Genomic DNA, 17,703 nt, shown 5'->3' with positions numbered 1-17,703 from the left:
CCCCCTGATCGTTCCCACGCTCCGCGTGGGAATGCCTCCCGGGACGCTCCGCGTCCCTTGTGTGCGATGTGACGCGTAGCGTCACAGGCTGCGTTCCCACGCAGAGCGTGGGAACGATCTTCAAGACCAGCGCTGGATGTCGATCAACCCCTCCATGCCCAAATAGTTGCGAGCACTGGAGTACCTCCAGTGTTCAGCAAGGTCCACATAACCCCGCTTCACTGGGTTGTGGTGGATGTAATCAAGCTTCTGGCGCATCACCGCCTCGCTGTATACCAGCTCGGCATGTGAGCCTTCCTGCCAGAGTTGATACACCCGATCTACCTTGTGTGCACGTCTGCAAAAGCGCAGACGTTGTAATACCCGTTCAGCGCCTTTGCTGTGCAGGTCATCGATGATGGTTCGAGCGGTGAAGGATTTGAATTGGCTGACGCATTTGCTCAGGTCAGGCGCCTGAGCGACGAAGTGCAGGTGGTTTTCCAGGACGACGTAGCCATAAAGGTTGAGGGCGTGGTGGTTTTGTTGATATCGCCAACAATCCAGAAGATGACTGACGAGGTAGTCACGGGTGAACAGTGGTAGCCACTCCATGACGGTACATGTCAGGAAGTGTGGTTTTTCGGGTTCGGTGATGACGTAGCGGCTTCTACCCATAGGCTCATCCTTGAGGGGACGCAGAGCGTCCTGGGAGGCGTTCCCACGCAGAGCGTGGGAACGATCAGGAAGTTAGCGGGCGTAGATATGAATCGCGAATTGCTCGCCTGAAGCTGTCGGTTCGAAGACTTTTTCGGTGATTCTCAAGGTCTGGCCAGGTTCCTGGATGATGTCACCGACCTTCGCCAGTTTGCGGAATTCATCCCAGCCGACGAGGGTGGTCGAGAGTTGGGTATCGCTTTGCAGGATGTTGCCGAAGGTTTGATTTTCCATGGTGCAGTCCTCTGCTGGATTTCCGTTTCCGGCCGATAGTTCGGCAGGCAGTGTGGCCCGCAAGGTGGCCTTTGCAGTGGCCTTTCCTTGCGGGTTCCAGGAGGCTAGCCCATGAAGAGCAGGCTGGGTGCTGTCAGAAATATCAAAAAATAGTCTCGGCATTCCGCCAGTATCAGGCCCACACCGGCAAGCCGCATGAGATCAGGCGCCCATCACCTCACGAATATCCGCTGCCAGTTCACGCACCCGTTCTTCCTCGGTATCCCACGCACACATGAAGCGCGCACCGCCCTTGCCGATGAAGGTGTAGAAGCGCCAGCCCTTGGCCGTCAGCGCCGCGATGGCCGGTTCCGAGAGTTGCAGGAACACGCCGTTGGCCTGCACCGGGAACATCAATTCCACGCCGGGAATATCCGCTACCAGGCTGCTGAGCAACTGGGCGCAGTGGTTGGCGTGGCGTGCATGTTTGAGCCAGGCGTCGTTTTCCAGCAGGCCGACCCAAGGGGCGGAAAGGAAGCGCATTTTCGACGCCAGTTGGCCGGCCTGTTTGCAGCGGTAATCGAAGTCTTCCGCCAGCTTGTGGTTGAAGAACAGGATCGCTTCACCCACCGCCATGCCGTTTTTGGTGCCGCCAAAACACAGCACATCCACACCGGCTTTCCAGGTCAGGTCGGCAGGCGAGCAGCCGAGGAAGGCGCAGGCGTTGGAGAAGCGTGCGCCGTCCATGTGCAGGTTCAGCCCCAGTTCCTTGCAGGTGGCGCTGATGGCGCGGATTTCATCCGGGGTGTACACGCTGCCCACTTCGGTGGCCTGGGTCAGGGTCACGACGCGGGGCTTGGGGTAGTGGATGTCCTGGCGCTTGAGGGCGATCTCGCGGATGGATTCGGGGGTCAGCTTGCCGTTTTCGGTGCGCGCGGTGAGCAGCTTGGAGCCGTTGGAGAAAAACTCCGGCGCGCCGCATTCGTCGGTCTCGACGTGGGCGGTTTCCGAGCAAATCACGCTATGGTAGCTCTGGCACAAGGAAGACAGGGCCAGGGAGTTGGCCGCTGTTCCGTTGAAGGCGAAGAACACTTCACAGTCGGTTTCGAACAGTTTGCGGAAACCGTCGGCGGCGCGGTGGGTCCATTCATCATCGCCATAGGCGCGTTGATGGCCCTGGTTGGCGAGCTCCATGGCGGCCCAGGCTTCCGGGCAGATACCGGAATAGTTGTCACTGGCAAATTGTTGGCTCTTGTCGGTCATGGCCCGTTCCTGTGGTCGATGTTGGTGCGCACTTTAACCAAGAATATCCGGCGCGCGCACGCACTGTTAATGCAAAGTCTCTGGGGAATTATGCACGGTACTGAAACGATTCCTTTACAGCGCGAGCGCGATGGCGCGCTGGACCTGCTCAAATGGCTGGCGCTATTGAGCATGGTGCTGGACCACTTGCGCTATGTCGGTTTAAGCCTCGATGGCCTGTACGTGCCGGGGCGCCTGGCGTTCCCGTGGTTTTGCCTGGCGATTGCGGCCAATTTGCAGCGGGTCCGTGATGCACCCGTCACCGGGCAATGGCGTTACCTGGGGTGGCTGCTGCTGTTCAGCGTGATCAGCGAGGTGCCGTATCGGCTGTTTATCGACAATGCCGATACATTGAATGTGCTGCCGACCCTGGCGCTGGGTTTGCTGGTTGCCCGAGGATGGCAGCAAAAGACGCTTTTTGACCGCGGATTGGCGCTGATTGCCCTGCTGGCCGGCGCTGTGTTCTCGGCGCAACTGATGTTCGGCTTTTTTGGTGTATTGCTGCCGCTGGCGATGTTGTTGGTGTTTAGTCGCCCCTGGTATTTCAGCGTGTTGCCGGGGTTGGTGTGTGTAGCTGCCAATCAATGGCAGGTCTTACTCAATAGCGGCAATCTCGTCGCGATGCTCGGGTTGGCCACCTGCCTGATTGCGCCATTGGCCGGATTGGTCTTGTTGCGCCATGCCCAAGGCGCCTCGCCCCCGGCCATGCGGCGCTGGGCTTATGCACTTTATCCCGCGCATTTCTTACTGCTGCTACTCCTTCGAAAGGTCATCACATAGCCCCTGTGGGAGCGGGCTTGCTCGCGAATGCGGTGGACCAGCCAATGCATGTGCTGCCTGACACACCGCATTCGCGAGCAAGCCCGCTCCCACATTTGTTCGGTGTTGTTCTGGCCATGTCGTAAACGCACCTTTGCGTGGCGTGCGTAGGCATTTGACCTGCCTGCGCCAGCCCTACCATCGCATCAAAGGGCCCTGCACGGGCCTCAACAATACGAAAGGCTGGGAGAGACGCGATGTTCAGCAAACAAGACCAGATCCAGGGATATGACGACGCACTGCTGGCGGCCATGAATGCCGAGGAGCAGCGCCAGGAAGATCATATCGAGCTGATCGCGTCGGAGAACTACACCAGCAAGCGTGTGATGCAGGCCCAGGGCAGCGGCCTGACCAACAAATACGCCGAAGGCTACCCTGGCAAGCGCTACTACGGCGGCTGCGAGCATGTGGATAAAGTCGAGGCCCTGGCCATCGAGCGCGCCAAGCAACTGTTCGGCGCCGATTACGCCAACGTGCAGCCGCACTCCGGTTCGTCCGCCAACAGTGCGGTGTACCTGGCGCTGATCAATGCCGGTGACACCATCCTCGGCATGAGCCTGGCCCACGGCGGTCACCTGACCCACGGCGCCAAGGTGTCGTCGTCGGGCAAGCTGTACAACGCGGTGCAGTACGGCATCAACACCGACACCGGGCTGATCGACTACGACGAAGTCGAGCGCCTGGCCGTGGAACACAAGCCGAAGATGATCGTTGCCGGCTTCTCCGCCTATTCCAAGACCCTGGACTTCCCGCGTTTTCGCGCCATCGCCGACAAGGTCGGTGCGCTGCTGTTCGTTGACATGGCTCACGTCGCCGGCCTGGTGGCTGCGGGTCTGTACCCGAACCCGCTGCCTTACGCCGATGTGGTCACCACCACCACCCACAAAACTTTGCGCGGTCCGCGTGGCGGCTTGATCCTGGCCAAGTCCAACGAAGAGATTGAGAAAAAACTCAACTCCGCTGTATTCCCCGGCGCCCAGGGCGGCCCATTGATGCATGTGATCGCGGGCAAGGCGGTGTGCTTCAAGGAGGCAATGGAGCCAGGCTTCAAAGCGTATCAACAGCAGGTGATCGACAACGCCCAGGCCATGGCCAGCGTGTTTATCAAACGCGGCTACGATGTAGTGTCCGGCGGCACCGATAACCACCTGTTCCTGGTCAGCCTGATCCGCCAGGGCCTGACCGGCAAGGACGCAGACGCCGCCCTCGGTCGCGCCCACATCACCGTCAACAAGAACGCCGTGCCCAATGACCCGCAGTCGCCGTTCGTGACTTCGGGCCTGCGCATCGGTACCCCGGCGGTGACCACCCGTGGTTTCAAGGTGACGCAATGCGTGGAGCTGGCGGGCTGGATCTGCGACATCCTCGACAACCTCGGTGACGCCGATGTCGAGGCCAATGTGGCCAAGCACGTGTCTGCGCTGTGCGCTGATTTCCCGGTTTATCGCTGAGCGCGGTTTTGGAGTAATGCCTATGCAACGCTACTCAGGCTTCGGCCTCTTCAAGCACTCCCTCAGCCATCACGAAAACTGGCAGAAGATGTGGCGCACGCCGACCCCGAAAAAGGTCTACGACGTGGTCATCGTCGGCGGCGGCGGGCATGGTCTGGCCACCGCTTACTACCTGGCCAAGGAACACGGCATCACCAATGTGGCCGTGGTCGAGAAAGGTTGGCTGGGCGGCGGTAACACCGCACGCAACACCACCATTGTGCGTTCCAACTACCTGTGGGACGAGTCGGCGCATCTCTATGAGCATGCGATGAAGCTCTGGGAAGGTTTGTCCCAGGACCTGAACTACAACGTGATGTTCTCCCAGCGTGGCGTCTACAACCTGTGCCACACCCTGCAGGACATCCGTGATTCCGAGCGTCGCGTGAGCGCCAACCGCCTCAACGGTGTGGACGGTGAGCTGCTGAATGCCAAGCAGGTCGCGGACGAGATTCCGTACCTCGATTGCTCGAAAAACACCCGCTACCCGGTACTGGGTGCCACCGTGCAACGGCGCGGCGGCGTGGCCCGTCACGATGCTGTGGCGTGGGGCTTTGCCCGTGCTGCCGATGCCTTGGGCGTGGACCTGATCCAGCAGACCGAAGTCATCGGTTTTCGCAAGGAAAACGGCGTGTGCATCGGCGTGGAAACCAACAAGGGCTTTATCGGCGCCAAGCGCGTCGGGGTGGTCACAGCCGGTAACTCCGGGCATATGGCCTCGCTGGCCGGGTTCCGCCTGCCTATTGAATCCCACCCGCTGCAAGCGTTGGTGTCGGAGCCGATCAAGCCGATTATCGACAGCGTGATCATGTCCAACGCCGTGCACGGGTACATCAGCCAGTCCGACAAGGGCGACCTGGTGATCGGCGCCGGTATCGACGGCTATAACGGATACGGCCAGCGTGGCTCGTACCCGGTGATCGAGCACACCATCCAGGCCATCGTCGAGATGTTCCCGGTGCTGTCGCGGGTGCGCATGAACCGTCAGTGGGGCGGCATCGTCGACACCACGCCGGACGCCTGCCCGATCATCTCCAAGACCCCGGTACCGAACATGTTTTTCAACTGCGGCTGGGGCACCGGTGGCTTCAAGGCCACCCCCGGTTCAGGCAACGTGTTTGCCGCGAGCCTGGCCAAGGGTGAGATGCACCCGCTGGCGGCACCTTTCTCCATCGACCGTTTCCACAACGGTGCGCTGATCGACGAACACGGCGCTGCGGCCGTCGCCCACTAACAGGAGAAATTCCCTATGTTGCATATCTTCTGTCCTCACTGTGGCGAACTGCGCTCCGAAGAGGAATTCCATGCCTCCGGCCAAGCGCATATCCCGCGCCCGCTGGACCCGAATGCCTGCACCGATGAAGAGTGGGGCGACTACATGTTCTTCCGCGATAACCCCCGTGGCCTGCACCACGAACTGTGGATCCATGCCGCCGGTTGCCGCCAGTACTTCAACGCGACCCGCGACACCCTGACCTACGAAATTCTTGAAACCTACAAGATCGGTACCCAGCCGCAATTCACCGCCAAGGCTTCTGGAGAGAAGGTATGAGCCAGATCAATCGCCTGTCCAACGGTGGCCGCATCGACCGTAATAAAGTCCTGACGTTTACCTTCAACGGCCAGAGCTACAAAGGTTTTGAAGGCGACACCCTGGCTGCCGCCTTGCTGGCCAACGGTGTGGATATCATCGGCCGCAGCTTCAAGTACTCGCGTCCGCGCGGCATCTTCGCCGCCGGCGCCGAAGAGCCGAACGCGGTGCTGCAGATCGGTGCCACCGAAGCCACGCAAATCCCTAACGTGCGCGCCACGCAACAGGCGCTGTACCAGGGCCTGGTCGCCACCAGCACCAACGGCTGGCCGAGCGTGAACAACGACATGATGGGCATTCTCGGCAAGGTCGGCGGCAAGCTGATGCCGCCGGGTTTCTACTACAAAACCTTCATGTACCCGCAATCGTTCTGGATGACCTACGAGAAGTACATCCGCAAGGCCGCCGGGCTTGGCCGCTCGCCGACCGAGAACGATCCGGACACCTACGACTACATGAACCGCCATTGCGACGTGCTGATCGTCGGCGCCGGCCCTGCCGGCCTGGCAGCGGCCCTGGCCGCTGCGCGCAGTGGCGCGCGGGTGATCATCGCTGATGAGCAGGAAGAGTTCGGCGGGTCGTTGCTCGATTCGCGCGAAAACCTCGACGGCAAGCCGGCGACCGAATGGGTCGCCAGTGTGATCGCCGAGCTCAAGGCCCTGCCAGACGTGGTGCTGCTGCCTCGCGCTACCGTCAATGGTTACCACGACCATAACTTCCTGACCATCCATGAGCGCCTCACCGATCACCTCGGTGACCGTGCGCCGATTGGCGTGGTGCGCCAGCGTATTCACCGTGTGCGTGCCAAGCGTGTGGTGCTGGCGACCGGCGCGTGTGAGCGTCCACTGGTGTACGGCAACAACGATGTGCCGGGCAATATGCTCGCCGGTGCAGTTTCGACCTACGTGCGCCGTTACGGCGTGGCGCCGGGTAAAAAACTGCTGCTGTCGACCAACAACGATCACGCTTACCGTGTGGCGCTGGATTGGTTCGACGCTGGCCTCACCGTGGTCGCGGTGGCCGATGCACGCCACAACCCACGCGGCGCGCTGGTGGAAGAAGCGCGCGCCAAAGGCATTCGCATCCTCACCGGCAGTGCCGTGATCGAAGCCCGTGGCAGTAAGCATGTGACCGGCGCCCGTGTGGCCGCCATCGACGTCAAAGCACATAAGGTCACCAGCCCCGGCGAGTGGCTGGACTGCGACCTGGTGGCCAGCTCCGGCGGCTATAGCCCGGTGGTGCACTTGGCTTCGCACCTGGGCGGCAAGCCGACCTGGCGTGAAGATATCCTCGGTTTTGTACCGGGCGAAGCGCCGCAGAAACGTGTGTGCGTGGGGGGGATCAACGGTGTCTACGGCTTGGGTGACTCCCTGGCCGATGGCTTTGAAGGCGGCGTGCGCGCGGCCAGCGAGGCTGGGTTTGCTCCGGTGGAAGGTACGCTGCCCAAGGCCCTGACGCGCTTGGAAGAGCCGACCCTGGCCCTGTTCCAGGTGCCTCACGAAAAAGCCACTGCACGGGCGCCCAAGCAATTTGTCGACCTGCAGAACGACGTCACCGCCGCCGCCATCGAACTGGCGACCCGCGAAGGGTTCGAGTCGGTGGAGCACGTCAAGCGCTACACCGCGCTGGGCTTCGGCACCGACCAGGGCAAGCTGGGCAACGTCAACGGCCTGGCCATCGCGGCCCGCTCGCTGAACGTGACCATCCCGCAGATGGGCACCACCATGTTCCGCCCCAACTACACGCCGGTAACCTTCGGCGCGGTAGCGGGCCGGCACTGTGGGCACATCTTCGAGCCGGTGCGCTACACCGCGCTGCAAGCCTGGCACGTGAAAAACGGCGCCGAGTTTGAAGATGTCGGCCAGTGGAAACGCCCGTGGTACTTCCCGCGCAACGGTGAAGACCTGCATGCGGCAGTCAAGCGCGAATGCCTGGCCGTGCGCGACAGCGTCGGCCTGCTGGACGCTTCGACCCTGGGTAAAATCGACATTCAAGGCCCGGATGCCCGCGAGTTCCTCAACCGCATCTACAGCAACGCCTGGACCAAGCTCGACGTGGGCAAGGCGCGCTACGGCCTGATGTGCAAGGAAGACGGCATGGTCTTCGACGACGGCGTGACCGCCTGCCTTGCCGACAACCACTTCCTGATGACCACCACCACTGGCGGCGCCGCCCGCGTGCTGCAGTGGCTGGAAATCTACCAGCAGACCGAGTGGCCGGACCTCAAGGTGTACTTCACCTCGGTCACCGACCACTGGGCGACCATGACCTTGTCCGGGCCCAACAGTCGCAAGCTGTTGAGCGAAGTCACCGATATCGACCTGGACAAGGACGGCTTCCCGTTCATGACCTGGAAAGAAGGTTTGGTGGGCGGCGTGCCGGCGCGGGTGTTCCGTATCTCGTTTACCGGTGAGCTGTCCTATGAAGTCAACGTGCAGGCCGACTACGCCATGGGCGTGCTGGAACAGATTGTCGAGGCTGGCAAACAGTACAACCTGACCCCGTATGGCACCGAGACCATGCACGTACTGCGGGCCGAGAAGGGCTTCATTATCGTCGGCCAGGACACCGACGGCTCGATGACCCCGGACGACCTCAACATGGGCTGGTGTGTGGGCCGCACCAAACCGTTCTCGTGGATCGGCTGGCGCGGGATGAACCGCGAAGACTGCGTGCGTGAAGAGCGCAAGCAACTGGTGGGCCTGAAGCCGATTGACCCGAAAGTGTGGCTGCCTGAGGGCGCGCAGCTGGTGTTCGATCCGAAGCAGAGCATCCCGATGAAGATGGTCGGCCACGTGACCTCCAGCTATGCGCACAACTCCCTCGGCTATTCGTTTGCGATGGCGGTGGTCAAGGGCGGCTTGAAGCGTATGGGCGAGCGGGTGTTCTCACCGCAGGCGGATGGCAGTGTGATCGAAGCGGAGATTGTGTCTTCGGTGTTCTTTGACCCGAAAGGCGAGCGCCAGAACATCTGATAGACCGAGGTGCGGCCTTCGCGAGCAAGCCCGCTCCCACTGGGGAAATGCATTCCGAAATGTGGGAGCGAGCTTGCTCGCGATGGCGGCAGAAGCCGCACAACAGAATTCAAGAAAGGTGCTTTATGACCGCAGCCAATGTGTACCAACAACGCCCCACCACCGGCGCCAAGGCCGAGTCGTCGCTGCACCATGCCGACCTCGCCAGCCTGGTCGGCAAGGGGCGCAAGAACGCCGGCGTGATCGTGCGTGAAAAGAAACTCCTCGGCCACCTGACCCTGCGCGGCGATGGCCACGATGCCGCGTTCGCCGCCGGCGTGCACAAGGCCCTGGGCATCGAACTGCCGGGAGCCCTGAGCGTGATCGTCAAAGGTGAAACCAGCCTGCAATGGCTCGGCCCGGATGAATGGTTGCTGATCGTGCCGAGTGGTGAAGAATTCGCCGCCGAGCAAAACCTGCGCGCGGCCCTGGGGGATTTGCATATCCAGATCGTCAACGTCAGCGGCGGCCAGCAGATCCTCGAACTGAGTGGCCCGAACGTGCGCGATGTGCTGATGAAATCCACCAGCTACGACGTGCACCCCGACAACTTCCCGGTGGGCAAGGCCGTGGGCACGGTGTTCGCCAAGTCGCAACTGGTGATCCGCCATACCGCCGAAGACACCTGGGAACTGCTGATTCGTCGCAGCTTCTCGGACTATTGGTGGTTGTGGCTGCAGGACGCCTCGGCCGAATACGGCCTGAGTGTCCAAGCCTGAGCAGATGGGCTGTTGTGGCGAGGGGGGCTTGCCCCCGTTGGAGCGCGCAGCGGTCCCGGTAAGGTCACTGCAGTTTTTCTGAAAGAACCGAGTGGCTGATTTCAGGGCTGCTTCGCAGCCCAACGGGGGCAAGCCCCCTCGCCACAAAGGCCTGAGGATTCAAGTATGAGCCGCGCACCCGATACATGGATTTTGACCGCCGACTGCCCCAGCGTGCTCGGCACGGTGGACGCGGTCACCCGCTATCTGTTTGAGCAGGGCTGCTACGTCACCGAGCACCATTCGTTCGATGACCGCCTCTCCGGGCGCTTTTTTATCCGTGTGGAATTCCGCCAGCCCGACGACTTTGACGAGCAAGGTTTCCGCGATGGCCTGGCCACCCGCGGCGAAGCCTTTGGCATGATCTTCGAGCTGACGGCGCCGAACTACCGGCCAAAAGTGGTGATCATGGTGTCCAAGGCCGATCACTGCCTCAACGATCTGTTGTACCGCCAACGCATCGGCCAATTGTCGATGGACGTGGTCGCAGTGGTGTCCAATCACCCCGATCTCAAGCCATTGGCCGACTGGCACCAGATTCCTTACTACCATTTCCCCCTCGACCCCAATGACAAACCGTCCCAAGAGCGCCAGGTGTGGCAAGTGATTGAAGAGACGGGGGCCGAACTGGTGATCCTTGCGCGCTACATGCAAGTGCTGTCGCCGGAGCTGTGCCGCAAGTTGGATGGCAAGGCGATCAATATCCATCACTCATTGCTGCCGGGGTTCAAGGGCGCCAAGCCGTATCACCAGGCATACAACAAAGGGGTGAAGTTGGTTGGCGCCACTGCGCATTACATCAATAACGACCTGGACGAAGGCCCGATCATCGCCCAGGGCGTGGAAGTGGTGGATCACAGCCACTATCCCGAGGACCTGATTGCCAAGGGGCGGGATATCGAGGGACTGACATTGGCGCGGGCGGTGGGGTACCACATTGAGCGACGGGTGTTCTTGAACGCCAATAGAACGGTGGTGCTCTGACTGACGCCATCGCAGGCAAGCCAGCTCCCACCGGGTGATATGTGAACCCTGTGGGAGCGGACTTGCCCGCGATGAGGCCCTCACAAACAACGCAAAAACAGCATCTGTAACCCGAGCACTCAAACGCGCTGCCCATCCAAAGGGGCAACGCAGTTCCATAAAAACAACAGCGAGGTGAAAGCATGTCTGGTAATCGTGGTGTCGTGTATCTCGGCAACGGTCAGGTCGAAGTACAGAAAATCGACTATCCCAAAATGCAGGACCCCCGTGGCAGGAAGATTGAACACGGCGTTATCCTGCGCGTGGTCTCCACCAATATCTGCGGCTCCGACCAACACATGGTGCGCGGCCGTACCACCGCCCAGACCGGCCTGGTGCTCGGTCACGAAATCACCGGCGAGGTGATCGAGAAGGGCAGCGACGTCGAGAACCTGAAACTCGGCGACCTGGTGTCTGTGCCGTTCAACGTTGCTTGCGGCCGCTGCCGCTCCTGCAAGGAACAACACACCGGCGTATGCCTGACCGTCAACCCGGCCCGTGCCGGTGGTGCCTACGGCTACGTGGACATGGGCGACTGGACCGGCGGCCAGGCCGAGTACGTGCTGGTGCCCTACGCCGACTTCAACCTGCTGAAACTGCCGGATCGCGACAAGGCCATGGAGAAAATCCGTGACCTGACCTGCCTCTCCGACATCCTGCCCACCGGCTACCACGGCGCCGTCACTGCGGGCGTTGGCCCTGGCAGCACCGTGTACATCGCCGGCGCCGGTCCCGTAGGCCTGGCCGCTGCCGCTTCCGCACGCTTGCTGGGGGCGGCGGTGGTGATCATCGGTGACGTCAACCCGATCCGCCTGGCCCACGCCAAGGCCCAGGGCTTTGAAATCGCCGACCTGTCCACCGACACCCCGCTACACGAGCAAATCGCCGCGCTGCTTGGCGAGCCGGAAGTGGACAGCGCCGTTGACTGCGTGGGCTTTGAAGCCCGCGGCCATGGCCATGACGGCGTCAAGGCCGAAGCCCCGGCCACGGTGCTCAACTCACTGATGGGCGTGGTGCGTGTGGCGGGCAAGATCGGTATTCCCGGCCTGTACGTCACTGAAGATCCAGGGGCGGTGGATGCCGCCGCAAAAATGGGCAGCCTGAGCATTCGTTTCGGTCTGGGCTGGGCCAAGTCCCACAGCTTCCACACCGGCCAGACCCCGGTGATGAAGTACAACCGCCAGTTGATGCAGGCGATCATGTGGGACCGCATCAACATTGCGGAGATCGTGGGTGTGCAGGTGATCAGCCTGGACGACGCGCCGCGTGGTTATGGCGAGTTCGATGCAGGTGTGCCGAAGAAGTTTGTGATTGATCCGCACAAGCTGTTCAGCGCGGCTTAACAGCAACAACCACTCGCCAATGTGGGGGCTGTGGGAGCTGGGCCCCCACATTGGCGATTGGGTGTCTGGGGATCAGCGGATCGCCAGCGCACCCTGGTACACCATCGGGCCGGTAGGCTGCTTGCTCACCGAGCCACCCTTGGTTTCCGAACTGACCATCAATTCCACCGGCTGGCTGATAGTTTCCTGCTGACGTGGGTTGAGGCCGATGATGCCTTTGCCATCCTCCGGCAACAGGCCCAAAGACACCGGCGTGCCGCCTGCAGGCAGGGCCCACAGTTCGAGGCTGCGGTCCGGTTCCGGCGCAGTGGCCGCAATCGGTTGGACTTCCAGGTAATCCTTGTGCGCCATGATTTGCGCCGCCGGCTGTTGGGTGCTGCTGACCAGGGTCGCTGCAGACTTGACGCTGTCCTGGGTGTAGAGCGCGCCGCCGATACCGGCAACCACCACCACGCAGACGCCGATGAACAGGCGCGGGCGGGTCCAGAATGAGGGCTTGTGCTCGATCACTGGGGGTTGGGACGCAGTCATAAGGCTCTTCCTGACAAGTTTTGTAGTGTGTTGATTGACCCTGTGGCTGGCGATGGGTTCCTAGTGGCAGTTTGATGGTGTCGGTTTTTGGGGCTTTTCTGAACAAATCTGTGAGCTGGAACAACCGGTGGGATGCTGGGTCAAACGGCTGCTTTAGCTCCTACATTTACGAGGTTGTCTCGATGAAGATTTCACGCGGTTTTGCCCTGTCCTGCCTCCTGACCGTGGCGGCCAGCCCGGTATTTGCAGCAGGCTTCAGCCTGGGTGATGTGGCCAACGCCGTTGCTGGCGCCCAGGGCACCAACAAGGCCGCCGCCTCTGCGCCGAGCGCACAAACCGCAGGTTTGCTGGGGGCGTTGACCAAACAGTTGAATGTCACCCCGGAGCAGGCCGTCGGTGGCACCGGTGCGATGTTGGGCCTGGCCAAGAACCAACTCAGCAGCACTGATTATTCGCAGTTGGGCAAAAGCGTGCCGGGCCTGGATAAGCTGTCGGGTGGCAACGCTTTGGGCAGCCTTGGCGCCTTGAGCGGCATGCTCGGCCAAACCGGTGGCAGCAAGACCAGCGGCCTCGATGGCCTGTTGGGGAACGTCAAGGACGCCAACGACCTGAACACTGCGTTCAGCGCCTTGGGCATGGACAGCGGCATGATCGGCCAGTTTGCCCCGGTGATCCTGCAGTACCTGGGTGGCCAGGGTGCCGACAGTTCAGTACTGGGCAAGCTAGCCGGCATCTGGGGGGCGGGGAGCTGAAAAACACCTCGGTGTGAAGTCATCCAGGGAACTGAGCGGTCGGCTCTAACCACTGATCTACACCCGCCTGGAACTCGGCCTTCTCCTCCCCCAGCGAGGGGGCTCCAGACCGGGTGTCGTTCCCTTTAAGGAGATCTTCCAATGAGCGAATCAACAATATCGCGCAATTCATTCCCGGTATTTGGCAAACCCCCGGTCGACTACAGCAAGATGACCAGGGAGGAGTTCGAGAAGGCTGCAGGCATGAAGTTCATGTCTTACGATGAAATGATCAACGGCAATAAGCCTGATTCGGAAACGGGTCGTGTCTCCGGCGGCGCGGACGCCTCCGGGAGCGTTGCCGGTGTGGGTTTTAGTGCCGGTGCCGGGGCATCGATCAAGTTTTAAATGAACCAGCCTGCCAGGTGGCCGTCACGGGCTGCGACGAGTCACCTGATAAGCTCATCAAGGCGCGCATCCTTCTCCAGCCAGAGCTGGTTGACCCAGTTCTGGACGCTCTGGCGAAACGCCGGATCATTCTCGTAATCCCCCTGCCACAACGCCGGATCCAGCTCGCGGGTGCGGATATCAACAATCACCCGGGGCACCGCGCCGCTGATCAAATCCCAGAATCCTGGAATCCTGTCCTGTGGATAGACCACGGTCACGTCGAGGATCGCATCCAACTGCTCGCCCATGGCCGCCAGTACAAATGCCACGCCACCGGCCTTGGGCTTGAGCAGGCGAGTGAACGGTGAGTTCTGCTGGGCCCGCTTGGCTTCGGTAAAGCGCGTGCCTTCCAGGTAGTTGACCACCGTCACCGGCTGGCGCTTGAACAGCTCGCAGGCCTGTTTGGTGATCTTCAGGTCCTGGCCCGCCAGTTCCGGATGCTTGGCCAGGAATGCCTTGGTGTAGCGCTTCATGAACGGGTAATCCAGGGCCCACCAGGCCAGGCCCAGGAACGGCACCCAGATCAGCTCCTTTTTCAGGAAGAATTTGAAAAATGGCGTGCGCCGGTTGAGGGTCTGGATCAGCGCCGGGATATCCACCCAGGATTGATGGTTGCTGATCACCAGGTACGAGGTATCGACCCTCAGCCCGGTATCGCCGCGAATATCCCATTGGGTGGGGATACACAGGGCAAAGATCAGCTTGTCGATCTCGGCCCAGGTCTCGGCAATCCACATCACGGCCCGGGAGGCATAGTCCCGTGACCGCCCGGGCGCCACCAGCTTGAGCAGGGCGAAGACCATCAGCGGGCCGATCAGGATCAGCGTGTTGAGTAACAGCAGCAGTGTGACGAAACAGCCGGTGAGCAGGCGGCGCATAAGGAACTCTTGCAAACGGTTGGACGGGCCATGATAAGCAGCTTGAGTCTAGAGGCCAAATCGCAATTGACCTGACGAATGTTTCACTTTGTGTTGCGTATGCTGGGTAACGATCCAACTTCGGGCTGTGTTTGCAGTCTAGTATTGGCCTACTTACCTTCAAGGAAACCTCCTACGTGAAATCCCTCCTTGCCCTGTTAGCCGTGGTTGCCCTGCCCGTGATGGCCGCCGAGCCGACCCTGTACGGGCGCTACGAATATATCCAGTTGCCGGAAATCGGCGAGACCTTCAAGGCCAAGATGGACACCGGCGCGCTGACCGCCTCGCTGTCGGCCCGCGACATCCAGACCTTCACCCGCGATGGCGAGGACTGGGTGCGGTTCCGTCTCAGTGGCAAGGATGTGAGCAACAAGGTCTATGAACACAAAGTGGCGCGCATCAGCAAGATCAAGAACCGCGCCGACGAAGACGAAGACAAGGAAGACAGCGGCGTGGCCAAGCGCCCGGTGGTGGAGCTGGAAATGTGCCTGGGCAACGTCAAGCGCACGGTGGAGGTCAACCTCACCGACCGCAGCAGCTTCAACTACCCGCTGCTGATCGGCGCCAAGGCGCTGCGCGAGTTCGGCGCTGCGGTGAACCCGGCCCGGCGCTACACCGCCGACAAACCTGACTGCTGATTGACGCCGCACAAGGCATGGGGCACCGTTCACCTTTAGCTCCCAGTGCTCGGACGCCATGCCCCATATCCTGATTGTCGAAGACGAAGCGGCGATAGCCGATACGCTGATTTTTGCCCTGCAGGGCGAAGGCTTCACCACCACCTGGCTGACCCTCGGCCAGGCCGCGCTGGAGCATCAGCGGCAGACCCCGGCAGACATGCTGATCCTCGACATCGGCCTGCCGGACATCAGCGGCTTTGAAACCTGCAAGCAACTGCGCCGCTTCAGCGAAGTGCCGGTGATGTTTCTCAGTGCCCGCGACGGCGAGATCGACCGCGTGGTGGGCCTGGAAATCGGCGCCGACGACTATGTGGTCAAACCCTTCAGCCCGCGGGAAGTGGCGGCGCGGGTCAAGGCGATCCTCAAGCGCGTGGCACCGGTGGCAGTGCCGGCCAGCGGCGGGCTGTTCCAGGTGGACCACGAGCGGGTGCAGATCCAGTATCGCGGCCAGTTGCTGGGCCTGACTCGCCATGAATTCCGCCTGCTCAATTGCCTGCTGGAACAGCCCGAACGGGTGTTCAGTCGCGAGCAGTTGCTGGATGCGGTCGGCGTGGCCGCCGATGCCGGCTACGAGCGCAATATCGACAGCCATATCAAAAGCCTGCGCAGCAAGCTGCGGGGCGTGGTTGCCGAGGCCGAGCCGATCCAGACCCATCGCGGCCTGGGCTACAGCTACAGCCCGAGCCACGCCTGATGCGCCTGGGGCTGCGGATTTTCCTGGTGTATGCGCTGTTTATCGGCCTGACCGGCTACTTTGTGCTCAACACCGTCATGAAGGAAATCCGCCCCGGCGTGCGCCAGTCCACCGAAGAAACCCTGGTGGACACCGCCAACCTGCTGGCGGAAATCCTGCGTGACGATGTGAAGAACGGCACCCTTGGCCAAAGCCTCTGGCCCACCGTGCTCAAGGCCTACGGCGAGCGCCAGCCGGGGGCAACCATCTGGGGCCTGGCGAAAAACCAGGTCAACCACCGCATCTATGTGACGGACGCCAAGGGTGTCGTGTTACTGGATTCCAGCGGTACGGCAGTGGGCCAGGACTACTCGAAATGGAACGATGTGTACCTGACCCTGCGCGGTGAGTACGGCGCCCGCTCGACCCGCAGCGATGCCGATGACCCGGCGTCCTCGGTGATGCACGTGGGCGCGCCGATCCGCGATAACGGGCAGATCATAGGCGTGGTTACGGTGGCCAAGCCCAACAGCTCGCTGCAGCCTTATGTCGACCGTACCGAGCGCCGTCTGCTGTGGTACGGCGCCGGTCTGGTGGCGCTGGGCTTGCTGTTGGGGGCCCTGTTGTCCTGGTGGTTGAGCGCGGCGTTACGGCGCCTGACCACCTATGCCCAGGCGGTCAGCGAAGGGCGTCGCGCCGAGTTGCCGCATTATCGTGGCGGCGAGTTGGCGCAGTTATCCACCGCTGTGGAGCACATGCGCACGCAACTGGAAGGCAAGGCCTATGTCGAGCGTTATGTGCACACCCTGACCCACGAACTGAAAAGCCCGTTGGCGGCGATTCGCGGTGCGGCGGAACTGTTGCAGGGGGAAATGACAGTCGCCCAGCAGCAGCGGTTCGTCGGCAATATCGCCAGTGAAAGCGCGCGCTTGCAGCAGTTGATCGAACGCCTGCTGAACCTGGCCCAGGTCGAGCAGCGCCAGGGCTTGGAGCAGCAGATTTCGGTACCGTTGGCCGCCTTGGTCGATGAGGTCCTCAAGGCGCAATGCGCGCGGATCGAGCAGGCCGGGTTGCAGGTCGAACGTCTGATCGAAGCCGACGTAAAGCTGTTTGGCGAGCCGTTTCTGCTGCGTCAGGCCCTGGGCAATCTGCTGGAAAATGCCCTGGACTTTACCCCGCCCGGCGGCACGCTGCGTTTCAGCGCCCAGGTGCGGCACCATGCTGTGGATGTGCGCCTGTTCAACCAGGCCGAACCGATCCCCGAATACGCCCTGCCACGCCTGAGCGAGCGTTTCTATTCCCTGCCGCGTCCGGTCAGTGGCCGCAAAAGCACCGGCCTGGGCCTGAACTTTGTCGAAGAAGTGATGAAGCTGCACGGCGGCTCCTTGCAGATCGGCAACGTGCCGGGTGGCGTGGAAGTGGTGCTGCATCTCCACACAGTCTCCACATTGCCCTCATAAATCCCCCACAGGCCG

The 17,703-nt window shown here is 61.5% G+C and carries 18 protein-coding genes; 13 read left to right on the top strand and 5 right to left on the bottom strand.

Features of this window, described 5'->3' with window-relative positions:
* Positions 1-120: 120 nt before the first annotated feature.
* The 3 genes from HU773_RS25835 to HU773_RS25825 form a co-directional block, all read right to left on the bottom strand.
* Positions 121-654 carry an REP-associated tyrosine transposase gene (locus HU773_RS25835; protein ID WP_057960835.1) on the bottom strand — a complete coding sequence of 178 codons (534 nt, stop codon included), beginning with the start codon at positions 652-654 and terminating at the stop codon, positions 121-123.
* Positions 655-726: 72 nt separating this feature from the next.
* Positions 727-927: a hypothetical protein gene (locus HU773_RS25830; protein ID WP_057960834.1), complete on the bottom strand. Its 201-nt coding sequence runs from the start codon at positions 925-927 to the stop codon at positions 727-729.
* A gap of 201 nt (positions 928-1,128) precedes the next feature.
* Positions 1,129-2,169 carry a threonine aldolase family protein gene (locus HU773_RS25825; protein ID WP_032858640.1) on the bottom strand — a complete coding sequence of 347 codons (1,041 nt, stop codon included), beginning with the start codon at positions 2,167-2,169 and terminating at the stop codon, positions 1,129-1,131.
* Between the two features lie 90 nt (positions 2,170-2,259).
* Here HU773_RS25825 and HU773_RS25820 point away from each other — a divergent pair, with 90 nt between their 5' ends.
* From HU773_RS25820 to fdhA, 8 genes are all read left to right on the top strand, one after another.
* Positions 2,260-2,988 carry a TraX family protein gene (locus tag HU773_RS25820; RefSeq protein WP_057960832.1) on the top strand — a complete coding sequence of 243 codons (729 nt, stop codon included), beginning with the start codon at positions 2,260-2,262 and terminating at the stop codon, positions 2,986-2,988.
* A 236-nt stretch (positions 2,989-3,224) separates the two neighbouring features.
* Positions 3,225-4,478, top strand: a complete 1,254-nt coding sequence (locus tag HU773_RS25815; protein WP_057440269.1) for a serine hydroxymethyltransferase — start codon at positions 3,225-3,227, stop codon at positions 4,476-4,478.
* 22 nt (positions 4,479-4,500) lie between these two features.
* On the top strand, positions 4,501-5,751 hold the full coding sequence (locus HU773_RS25810; protein WP_010207084.1) for a sarcosine oxidase subunit beta: 1,251 nt from the start codon (positions 4,501-4,503) through the stop codon (positions 5,749-5,751).
* 15 nt (positions 5,752-5,766) lie between these two features.
* Positions 5,767-6,069, top strand: coding sequence for a sarcosine oxidase subunit delta (locus HU773_RS25805; protein ID WP_057440270.1), 303 nt, complete (start codon positions 5,767-5,769; stop codon positions 6,067-6,069).
* On the top strand, positions 6,066-9,083 hold the full coding sequence (locus HU773_RS25800; RefSeq protein ID WP_120734260.1) for a sarcosine oxidase subunit alpha: 3,018 nt from the start codon (positions 6,066-6,068) through the stop codon (positions 9,081-9,083). Before HU773_RS25805 ends, HU773_RS25800 begins: the two co-directional genes overlap by 4 nt.
* A gap of 125 nt (positions 9,084-9,208) precedes the next feature.
* Positions 9,209-9,841 carry a sarcosine oxidase subunit gamma gene (locus HU773_RS25795; protein ID WP_057440271.1) on the top strand — a complete coding sequence of 211 codons (633 nt, stop codon included), beginning with the start codon at positions 9,209-9,211 and terminating at the stop codon, positions 9,839-9,841.
* A gap of 165 nt (positions 9,842-10,006) precedes the next feature.
* Positions 10,007-10,864: a formyltetrahydrofolate deformylase gene (purU, locus tag HU773_RS25790; RefSeq protein ID WP_057960830.1), complete on the top strand. Its 858-nt coding sequence runs from the start codon at positions 10,007-10,009 to the stop codon at positions 10,862-10,864.
* Positions 10,865-11,046: 182 nt separating this feature from the next.
* Positions 11,047-12,246, top strand: coding sequence for a formaldehyde dehydrogenase, glutathione-independent (fdhA, locus tag HU773_RS25785; RefSeq protein ID WP_032858631.1), 1,200 nt, complete (start codon positions 11,047-11,049; stop codon positions 12,244-12,246).
* A 72-nt stretch (positions 12,247-12,318) separates the two neighbouring features.
* Here the strand turns inward: fdhA and HU773_RS25780 are convergent, their stop codons facing one another.
* Positions 12,319-12,777: an anti-sigma factor domain-containing protein gene (locus tag HU773_RS25780; protein ID WP_057440273.1), complete on the bottom strand. Its 459-nt coding sequence runs from the start codon at positions 12,775-12,777 to the stop codon at positions 12,319-12,321.
* A 182-nt stretch (positions 12,778-12,959) separates the two neighbouring features.
* On the opposite strand from HU773_RS25780, the gene HU773_RS25775 reads away from it, so the two are divergent.
* Positions 12,960-13,529: a DUF2780 domain-containing protein gene (locus tag HU773_RS25775; RefSeq protein ID WP_057960829.1), complete on the top strand. Its 570-nt coding sequence runs from the start codon at positions 12,960-12,962 to the stop codon at positions 13,527-13,529.
* Between the two features lie 141 nt (positions 13,530-13,670).
* Complete coding sequence (locus HU773_RS25770; protein ID WP_057960828.1) at positions 13,671-13,916, top strand: hypothetical protein; 246 nt, start codon at positions 13,671-13,673, stop codon at positions 13,914-13,916.
* A gap of 41 nt (positions 13,917-13,957) precedes the next feature.
* Here the strand turns inward: HU773_RS25770 and yihG are convergent, their stop codons facing one another.
* Complete coding sequence (gene yihG / locus HU773_RS25765) at positions 13,958-14,836, bottom strand: 1-acylglycerol-3-phosphate O-acyltransferase, YihG family (protein WP_057960827.1); 879 nt, start codon at positions 14,834-14,836, stop codon at positions 13,958-13,960.
* 176 nt (positions 14,837-15,012) lie between these two features.
* On the opposite strand from yihG, the gene rloA2 reads away from it, so the two are divergent.
* From rloA2 to creC, 3 genes are read left to right on the top strand one after another with little or no spacing between them, the layout of a single operon-like run.
* Entirely contained in the window at positions 15,013-15,513 is a 501-nt protein-coding gene (rloA2, locus tag HU773_RS25760; protein WP_057960826.1) for a retropepsin-like aspartic peptidase RloA2, read from the top strand.
* Positions 15,514-15,571: 58 nt separating this feature from the next.
* Positions 15,572-16,249 (top strand): two-component system response regulator CreB, encoded by a 678-nt coding sequence (creB, locus tag HU773_RS25755; RefSeq protein ID WP_057440276.1) that lies wholly within the window; start codon positions 15,572-15,574, stop codon positions 16,247-16,249.
* The gene (creC, locus tag HU773_RS25750) at positions 16,249-17,688 is read left to right on the top strand and encodes a two-component system sensor histidine kinase CreC (protein WP_057960825.1); all 1,440 of its coding nucleotides are present in this window, start codon (positions 16,249-16,251) and stop codon (positions 17,686-17,688) included. Before creB ends, creC begins: the two co-directional genes overlap by 1 nt.
* The last annotated feature ends 15 nt before the right edge of the window (positions 17,689-17,703 follow it).

Source organism: Pseudomonas shahriarae, from assembly GCF_014268455.2.
GTDB classification, from domain to species: Bacteria; Pseudomonadota; Gammaproteobacteria; order Pseudomonadales; family Pseudomonadaceae; genus Aquipseudomonas; species Aquipseudomonas shahriarae.
Note: the sequence above shows the minus strand (reverse complement) of the source record. Positions and strands in the feature narration are given on the sequence as shown.